The organism is Paenibacillus sp. P22 (assembly GCF_000469945.2).
In the GTDB taxonomy this organism is placed as follows: Bacteria; Bacillota; Bacilli; order Paenibacillales; family Paenibacillaceae; genus Paenibacillus_O; species Paenibacillus_O humicus.
The window spans coordinates 1-8,574 of sequence record NZ_CBRA020000178.1; the positions used below are offsets into that span (position 1 = coordinate 1).

At 59.1% G+C, this 8,574-nt stretch carries 9 protein-coding genes and 1 pseudogene; 3 read left to right on the forward strand and 7 right to left on the reverse strand.

The window, feature by feature from the left end:
* Together BN871_RS21265 and BN871_RS21270 are read right to left on the reverse strand one after the other, a co-directional pair.
* Positions 1-1,338 (reverse strand): helicase DnaB (locus tag BN871_RS21265; RefSeq protein ID WP_048748683.1); only part of this gene is annotated, 1,338 nt, incomplete at its 3' end.
* Positions 1,339-1,604: 266 nt separating this feature from the next.
* Positions 1,605-1,892: a YuiB family protein gene (locus BN871_RS21270; protein ID WP_083436575.1), complete on the reverse strand. Its 288-nt coding sequence runs from the start codon at positions 1,890-1,892 to the stop codon at positions 1,605-1,607.
* A gap of 185 nt (positions 1,893-2,077) precedes the next feature.
* On the opposite strand from BN871_RS21270, the pseudogene hemQ reads away from it, so the two are divergent.
* Positions 2,078-2,823, forward strand: a pseudogene (gene hemQ / locus BN871_RS21275) (hydrogen peroxide-dependent heme synthase).
* A gap of 113 nt (positions 2,824-2,936) precedes the next feature.
* Here hemQ and BN871_RS21280 read toward each other — a convergent pair.
* Together BN871_RS21280 and BN871_RS21285 are read right to left on the reverse strand one after the other, a co-directional pair.
* Positions 2,937-3,209, reverse strand: coding sequence for a hypothetical protein (locus tag BN871_RS21280; RefSeq protein ID WP_021880086.1), 273 nt, complete (start codon positions 3,207-3,209; stop codon positions 2,937-2,939).
* Positions 3,209-4,402 (reverse strand): NAD(P)/FAD-dependent oxidoreductase, encoded by a 1,194-nt coding sequence (locus tag BN871_RS21285; protein WP_048748684.1) that lies wholly within the window; start codon positions 4,400-4,402, stop codon positions 3,209-3,211. Before BN871_RS21285 ends, BN871_RS21280 begins: the two co-directional genes overlap by 1 nt.
* 203 nt (positions 4,403-4,605) lie before the next feature.
* Here BN871_RS21285 and BN871_RS21290 point away from each other — a divergent pair, with 203 nt between their 5' ends.
* The gene (locus BN871_RS21290; protein ID WP_021880088.1) at positions 4,606-5,607 is read left to right on the forward strand and encodes an NAD(P)/FAD-dependent oxidoreductase; all 1,002 of its coding nucleotides are present in this window, start codon (positions 4,606-4,608) and stop codon (positions 5,605-5,607) included.
* A gap of 416 nt (positions 5,608-6,023) precedes the next feature.
* On the opposite strand, the gene BN871_RS21300 is transcribed toward BN871_RS21290, so the two are convergent.
* Together BN871_RS21300 and BN871_RS21305 are read right to left on the reverse strand one after the other, a co-directional pair.
* Positions 6,024-6,167: a sporulation histidine kinase inhibitor Sda gene (locus BN871_RS21300; protein WP_021880090.1), complete on the reverse strand. Its 144-nt coding sequence runs from the start codon at positions 6,165-6,167 to the stop codon at positions 6,024-6,026.
* Between the two features lie 301 nt (positions 6,168-6,468).
* Positions 6,469-7,119 carry a YheC/YheD family protein gene (locus BN871_RS21305; protein ID WP_048748686.1) on the reverse strand — a complete coding sequence of 217 codons (651 nt, stop codon included), beginning with the start codon at positions 7,117-7,119 and terminating at the stop codon, positions 6,469-6,471.
* A gap of 463 nt (positions 7,120-7,582) precedes the next feature.
* Here BN871_RS21305 and BN871_RS21310 point away from each other — a divergent pair, with 463 nt between their 5' ends.
* Entirely contained in the window at positions 7,583-8,089 is a 507-nt protein-coding gene (locus tag BN871_RS21310) for a hypothetical protein (protein WP_048748687.1), read from the forward strand.
* Between the two features lie 193 nt (positions 8,090-8,282).
* Here the strand turns inward: BN871_RS21310 and BN871_RS27940 are convergent, their stop codons facing one another.
* A complete protein-coding gene (locus BN871_RS27940; RefSeq protein WP_157060354.1) occupies positions 8,283-8,429 on the reverse strand; it encodes a hypothetical protein in 147 nt (48 codons plus the stop codon).
* Positions 8,430-8,574 lie beyond the last annotated feature (145 nt).

The following is an 8,574-nucleotide window of genomic DNA, read 5'->3' on the forward strand; positions in this document are numbered from 1 at the left end:
GCCCCTGCCCGGTGCGCCGGCCTGCTGGGCTTCGCGGGAGCGCTCCACTTCAATCTGCTCCCTCACATAACCGACCGCCTTCTCGAATTCGTCCACCTGCTGCACGAGCATATTGGAGGCGACCGCTTCAATGAACGTTTTCGTGACGCGCGACGATCCCTTCATCCCGAAGACATAATGGACGAGCACGTTGATGACCGGTCCCGGCAGCTTGTAGTGAAGGTCGATCCGCTCGAATTGCCGCTCGATCCAGTCCGGCACGGCGCCGGGGAAAAACCGGCGCAGGAAGCGGGTATGCGGCTCGTTGCGCATCAGCATGTTGTACTGCTGAATGTCGCATCGTCCGGACAGCTGCGACGGAACCGGCAAATAATGCTCCGCGAGCACGCCGTGCTCCGGCTGCTCGGCTTCCGTCTCCTCCTGCATCCGAGAAGTCTGGCGCGCCCGGTCGCTCTCGCGCTTGCGGTCCTGCCGGTACATCTGGGCGGCCTTGAGCTGCAAGTCGTCGAGCTGCAGCTCCCCGCGTCCGTCGAATACATCCTCTTCGTCCAGCAGCCTGCTGAGGTCGGCAGCCCCGAGACCGTATTTGTATGCGACGTAATTCAGTTGGGCCATCCGGTCCTGATCCCCCCGCAGCCTCTCCACGTAAGGGCGGTTCGCCGATCCCCGCGGAAAGCGGTAGATAAGGTCGCCATACTGGATTCCGGCACTCGGCTGCTCCGGCTGGACCGGAGCCTTGCGGACCGGCGACGTTTCCTCGAGAGCCTGCTCCAGCTCCAGATCGACGGCGGCGTTCAGACGAAACAGCTCGTAGAACGGCATCGAAATGTTCTCCTTGACCAGCTCATGCTGGGCGAGCTCGTCCGGCTCCCGCTGGAACAGCGACTCCTGGAGGCTTACGACGCCGTACTTGCCGACCTTGTCCCGCAGCAGCATGCTCAGATGCTGGTTCTGGAAAAACTCGGCCGGCGACAGCGGCGCTGTCAGCTCGTATTCGTACATGACGTCCTCCTGGCCCGGCAGGAACAGCCGGCAGGTCGTCAGCAAGCCGAGCGCCTCCAGAACGGAAGCGCATGCGGCCAGCTCCCGGCGGCCGGCATCGTTCATGTCGAGGCCTAGACCGAGGAACAGCTTGCGCTGGCTGTCGAGAGAGGAATACCCGCTGTAGCCCTCCGCGACCTGATAATAAAGGAACTGATAGAGGGAAGCGGCTGCCGCTCCCGTCATCGGCTGGTAGATAAGCGTCAGCATCCGCTGGTCGAGCGGACTTAGCGAGAAGCTCCGGTACACACAGAACCGGTGATGTTCGGTGAATTGCAGCCGGCTGTCTATGCGCATCGTTTCTTCCACCCCTTCTTTCTTCGTCCTACTAGTGTATCATAGAATCGAGCCTATCCGACACCATTCGGGAAGCCGGTCCAGCCTTCTTGCCCGACCATTTTATGGCGCCGCCCTCATCGGCTGGCCCCATGCGGAGCCGAGCCGGGATCTCCTTGGGCGGGAGAGAAAAAAAAAGACATGGCAGCGCCCGCAGCCTATGGAACGAGCAGGCCGCGAAAGCGCCGCATGTCGGCCGCTTTCCTTTTTGAAACTCCGGCAAAAGCCTAGAACATCTTGAAGCCGCCGATGCGGAGCTTGCGGATGGCATACCCGCTTACATAGGCTCCGACAAGGGCGCCGATGACCGGCATCCAATCGATGAACGTGAACTCTCCTATATTATCGGCCACCGAGACGCTGTGGTCCCAGGTGGACCATATGTAGATCGGCACCAGTACGATCAGGAACAGATAAATCGGAAACCAGGTCGTCTTCATGAGCATGTTCAGGATGAATCCGATTCCAAACATCATCACAAAAAAGAGCACCGTCGCAATTATAATTTGAAGCATGCCGCCTATCATCCTTCCGTTCTCGCATACCAAACGCGGTTCCTTCTAAGTTTATGCCAAGCCTGCCCGCAAGTCAATTTGCAGCTTCCCGCTCCGGTTGCTCTGCTTGAGGCGATTCGATACAATGGGAGACATGGCAGGAGGGGTGCAGGCATGCCCTTCTTATGGAAGGAGAAACAACGGAAATGAGTGACGCAGCACAAACGCTGGAGGCTGGTACGTTCTCCATGATTTCCGCACGATCGACTGGCAGGCCTGGAAAGCGGCCGGCGCCGGAGACCGCGCTTCCGCGCTGGACTCCATCCAATCCATGCTGGCCGGGTGGACACGCGACGAGCAGGACCGCAAGGGCAGCACGGCGTTCTATTCCGTCGTCGGCCAGAAAGCCGACTTCGTCATCATGCATCTTCGCGAGACGCTTGAGGAGCTCAGCGAACTGGAGACGAGCTTCAACAAGAGTCCGCTCGGCGACTATACGAAGCCCGCTTACTCCTATGTCAGCATCGTGGAGCTCAGCAACTACATGAGCAAGCCGGGCGAGGATCCGATGCAGAACCCGGACATCGTGGCCCGCCTCAAGCCGACGCTTCCGAAAGCCCGCCACATCTGCTTCTATCCGATGAACAAGCGCCGCGACGGCGGCGACAACTGGTATATGCTCGGCATGGACGAGCGGCGCGCGATGATGCGCAGCCACGGCATGATCGGCCGCCAGTACGCCGGCAAGGTCAAGCAGATCATCAGCGGCTCCGTCGGCTTCGACAACTGGGAATGGGGCGTGACGCTGTTCGCGGAGGACGCCCTCCAGTTCAAGAAGCTCGTCTACGAGATGCGGTTCGACGAGGTGAGCGCTCGCTACGGCGACTTCGGCGAGTTTTTCATCGGCAATCTGCTCGACGGCGCCAAGCTGGAGCAGCTGCTGTCCGTTTGATGCCCTGACCGGGATATCCCGGTCGAGGCAGGCTCTGCGCAGCCGGCGCATGGCAGCAGAAGTAAAGCCGCAGGCGGAAGGGTTTTCCCCTTTCAGCCTGCGGCTTTTTCGCTTCAATCCTCGTCTTCGTCATCCTCGAGACCGGCCTCGGCGGCCAGCCTCTTGGCATTCAGATATTCCTCGGTGTCCCGGTCGCGCTGCCGGCCCTTCTCCTTGAGCCGCTCGATGCCCGGCTCGATGAGCCTGTCCACTTCCTTCTGGACGGTATAGGCCAAGTCGTGGCGGTTCTGGGACTCCAGATAGGAGCCCACTTCCATCAGCGCGTTGTACCGGTCGAGCTCGTCTCTCGTCAGCAGGCCGCGCACCTGCACGCTGCAGTGGCGCATTAGAAGAACTTCCCTTTGCGCAGGACGAGCGGGATTCCCCCGATGATGAACAGGTAGCGCAGGTCGATCATCTTCTTCAGCCAGGCGGCCTTGCGGCCCTGGTATTTCTTGCCGAAGGCGACGCCGATGCCCTCGCCTTTGCCGAGCGAGGCGACCGTGCCCTTGTTGCTGAAGGCGAATGTCTTCAGCGGCTGGCTGCGGATCGCCGCGACCAGGTTGTGGGCGCAGGTGACGCCCTGCTGCATGGCGATCTGGGCGGTCGGCGGATACGGACGGCCCTCTTCGTTGAACATCAGGGAATTGTCCCCGATGATATAGATGTTCTCCTGGTTCGGAGCCCGCAGGTAGTCGTCGACCTTGACGCGGCCGCGCATCGTCTCGAAGCCGGCCTCGTCGATCAGCCGGTTGCCGCGGATGCCCCCGGTCCAGATGACGGTCTTGGAGCGGATCTCCTCGCCGTCGCCGACGATGACGCCGTCGGGCGAGCATTCCTTGATCGCGGTCCCGATGCGGAAGATGACGCCTTTCTTGGCCAGCACGTCCATGCCGTACTTCACCAGCTCCGGATCGAAGCCCGGCAGCGCGGACGGCGCCGCCTCGATGTTGTAGAGCTTCACGAGCGAGCGGTCCACGTCGAACGCGCGGCATAGCTGCGGGATGCGGTCGGCCAGCTCGCCGACGAACTCGATGCCGGTGAAGCCCGCTCCCCCGACGACGAACGTCAGGTAATCGGTGCGATGCGGCTCCCGCTTGTACCTCGCGAACTGGTACTCGATATGCTCGCGGATGAGGCGGACCGAGTTGATGCTGCGGATGTTCATCGCATGCTCGGCGAGGCCCGGGATGCCGAACGTTTCCGGCTCTCCGCCGAGGCCGATGACCAGATAGTCGTAGGACAGCGTTCCGTCCTCCAGAATGACCTTCTTGTCCTGCGTCCGGATCTGCACGACCGTGGACTTCACGAAGTCGATCTTGAATTCATCGATCAGCTTGGAAATATTGACGCGGGCATTCTCGGGATTGTCCGTTCCCGCTGCCGGCATATGCAAATGGGTCGTAATATAATGGTAGTCGTGCTTGTTGACAAGCGTGACGTCCGCTTCGTTGTAGTTCAGCTGCTTCTGGAGCTTCAGCGCGGTCAGAATGCCTCCGTAGCCTGCTCCCAGTATGACGATCTTCGGTATATTGCTCATATGGCGTTCCCTTCCAATCCATCTCTTGACATCCTGCTATCTAATGATCCAAATATACTCCTGCCATGATATCAAAATAAGGATTGGCACATCAAGGTCATTTCCTACGAAAATAATTAGAAGAACGTACAATTGCGCCGTTTCCCTTGGACGCCCGGGCAGGCGTATAATGATCCTGTAGCCCATGTTCTGGAGGTGCGGAAATGACAGGATTGGAATCCAATGCGGAACCGGTCGACATCGCCATTATCGGCGGCGGGCCGGCAGGCATGTTCGCCGCCTTTTACGGCGGCATGCGCCAGGCATCCGTCAAGATCATTGAAAGCATGCCGCAGTTGGGCGGCCAGCTCGCCGCCCTGTATCCCGAGAAGCACATCTACGATGTCGCCGGCTTTCCCAAGGTTACCGCCCAGGAGCTCGTCGATTCGCTGCGGCGGCAGCTGGATCATTTCGCGCCGGAGGTGTGCCTGGAGGAGAAGGTAACCTCTCTCGTCAAGCACGGGGAGCGGCTGTTCGAGATTCGTACCGACAAAGCTGTCCACTGGGCCCGCGCCGTCATCGTCACGGCAGGCGTCGGCGCCTTCGAGCCCCGCCGGCTCGAGCTGCCGGAGGCGGCGCTGTACGAGAAGAAGAACCTGCATTACTTCGTCAGCGATCTGCATCAGTTCAAGGGCCAAAAGGTGCTGATCAGCGGCGGCGGCGATTCCGCCGTCGACTGGGCGCTCATGCTCGAGCCGATCGCCGAAAGCGTCACCCTGATCCATAGAAGGGATAAATTCCGCGCTCATGAGCACAGCGTAGCCAAGCTGCAGGAATCCACCGTCCGGGTGCTTGTCCCGACCGAGATCGCCAAGCTGGAGGGCGAGGTCTACATTGAGCGGGTCACTCTGCGCCATGTGAAGACCGGCGAGGAGACCGTGCTGGATACGGATACGGTCATCGTCAACTTCGGCTTCGTATCGTCTCTCGGCCCGATCGCCGAGTGGGGCCTCGATATCGAGGGAGGCAGCATCGTCGTCGACACCCGGATGGAGACGAGCGTGCCCGGTATCTTCGCTGCCGGCGACATCACGACTTATCCGGGCAAGCTGAAGCTGATCGCGGTCGGTTTCGGCGAAGCGCCGACGGCCGTCAACAACGCCAAAGTCTATATCGATCCTTCCGCCAAGCTCTCGCCTGGACATAGCAGCAATCTCAAGCTGTAGGCCATAACGGAAGAAGATCCTCGAATCAGACCCGTTAGAACCGAAAAAATAAGGGTATCCTACCTCGACATGCGCCATGCTTCCGATTGAGCGGCAGCAAACGATGTCTTGGGAGGGTACCCTATTTTATGTGTCCCGTATGCAATGGAATCCGGCTTCTCTATGCGGCATGCCCGCACTGCGCAGGACCGGCCGAAGACTGCGGTCCCGCGGCGGATTATGCAGGCCCGTATTCGCCGTACTCGCCGGTACAGACCGACGATCTGTCCGGCGGATTGGAACAGGCTTGTTATCATATGGTGTATTGTCCCGCCTGCTCCAGCAGCTGCGGAGTCAGCGTCCGCATTGAGCTGTGATCGTCCATCCCTGATTTCCATCCGGATGGCCGTGGAACAACAAGCGCGGCCAAGAAGTCATCAAGCGCCTAAAAGTATGGATTCGGGACTCAGTTGTCTGCGCTTCAGCTCACCCTTCAAAAGCTTGATGAAATCGTAATCCAGATTGAACTGGACCGCGCTGAAGTAAGTCTCGATCAGCAGCTCATCAGACAACAACTCCATATTTCAGCCTCCTTTCGAATTGAATTTCTATTTCTTCCCAATCTTAGCATGGGCTGTTTTCAAGGAACAAGCGTTCCGTTATCCACATGGAACGGTGTACAAGATGTGCACAAATTGTGGGTATTTGGAAAATCTTGAGGAAACTCTTCATGCTTACTGTGGACAGAGTTATACACAACCGGAGGGGAGGGAAATTCAATAAAAAAGTTTGATGAATACTTTATTTCCGATAAAGATTTTGCAGGCTCCAGCAAGGTTGAGCGGGAGATGGGGAGGGTAATGATAATGCTCGGCTGCATGCCTATTTAGGACGGGTGTTGACCTCGAAAATCCATATCTTCCCGCTTTTGTCGAGGCCGTAATCAAAGCCGAGCTGGCCGATGCCGGGAAAGCGGGCTTCCAGCGCCGACGCTGAAATTCGGGTCAGGCTGCGCATTTCCTGCTTTTTGCTCCTCACCAGCTTCGAGGACAGCGAGCGGCTTATTCCTTGGGCCGCCGTCAGCTGGCTGCCGCCCCGGCACAGATTCGTGACGAACAATCCCGGCCTGGCGACGCGCCCGACCATCGAGCGGAATTCCCAGCGGCTTCCGTTTTTCACGTATTTGACCCGATAGTCGATCGGCCTTCCTCCAACTGTCGCCAGTTGGATGCCTTTCTGGATCATGTAGGCGCGCCCCTTCTGCAGCGGCTTCAGAGCCCTGTGGAGGGATGGGACCGACGAGGCCGAGCGGGTCCTCGAGCTGTGCGTATAGCTGTATCCGCTTCCGCTGCGCTCGATCTTGATGACTCCGATTCCCCCGGTCCCGCGAACCGGCTTGATGACGACCATCCCGTGCTGCTCCAGCATGCTCTTCAGATTGGCTTCCGTGTAAGGCCGGGTCGGGGGAATATGGGGAGCGATGGACGGATGGGAGAGAAGCGCGGCGGTTTTGGCCATCTTGCTCGAGAGCATGCGTCCGCCGCCCTTCCCCGCATGAAGCGGCAGCGACAGCGCCTTCTGCACATAGGCCAGCTCATCCTCGGCATTCGCCGTCTCGGGGACTGCCTCTCCTTGAACGGGAGCGTCCTGGGCAGCCGCAACGGCAGCCGCAGGCGCTTCATCCGCCGGGAAGGCCGAATCTGCTGCGAATTCTTCCATTTGGATCGGTTCTCCTTTCCTCTTTCTCTTCTATTCTATGCTTTCAGGCGTTCGTTCTCTTGGATGATTGTCCGAGGCTTATGGCCTCTATTGCCCGCTGCAGCCTTCCAGGCAGACGCCGGGGAAGGATGAGAGCCTGAGACAGCCTCGACCTGGACTTAAGTCCGGGATCTGATTTCCCTCCGGCAGGAGGACAGCAGGCCGCAGCCTTGGTATAGTGGAAAAAACGGCCATCAACCGCGTTCTGCAGGTGGCCTACAGCCGAAAGGGTGGAATCATGACTCGCCAAGCAAAAGCCGTCCTCGGAGCGGCGCTCATCCTCCTCGGGGTCTATATGATGCTGCAGCAAGGCCGCAGCGTCGGTCCCGGATTCATCTTCGGCCATTTCTGGCCAAGCCTGTTCGTGATCCCGCTCGGCATCTTCTTCCATTGGATGTACTTCTCCTTGCTCGGACGCCGCGCTCCGGGACTTCTCATTCCCGGCGGGATTTTGCTGGCGGCCGGCCTCGTCTGCCAGTTCGCCATGCTGCTGGACAACTGGGGCTCGATCTGGCCCGGCTTCATCCTGGCCGTTCCGTTCGGCCTGTGGGAATTCTATTGGTTCGGAAACCGGAACCGCTGGCTGCTTATCCCAATCAATATCCTGCTCGTGATCGGCCTGCTGTTCAGCGCCGTCTTCTCGATCAGCGCGCTGCTCAGCGGCTTCGCCTCCGTATTCCCGTTCCTTGCTTTGCTGTTCATTATCGGCGGCTCGTTCCTGCTGCTCTCGCGAAGCCGCGCTTGAGAAAAGCCGAATCCAAAAAAAGCGGACCTCCGGAACTTTTTCCGGGGGTCCGCTCTTTTTGACGAGTTTATGGCTCCATTGCCCCTCGCACGATTCCTGCTGCCCGTACGGGATCACTCGCCCTTCTATTGATTCTTGCGAAGGCGTGCAAGGCCTATCAGCCCTTCCCTTCCCGATCAATAGACTATCGGGTTCAGCTTGCAGGCAGCTTCAGAATGCTTCTCGTGTATGCCGTGCAGGAGATCAGGAAATACACGCCCTGGAGCAGAATGTAGATGCCCATGATGATCAGGCCGTACATCCAGACCGGCGTTCCGATCAGCGTCCCCAAGGCGAACATCGCGAATACGCTGTGGACGATGCCGAGCAGGCAGGGCGCAAGGTACAGGATGCCGACTTGAGCCCGGGCACGATCGCGCCTTATCTCCGATCATGCCTTCAATTCCTCCTTCAACTTCAACCTGAACGATTCCATCCGCAGCGCG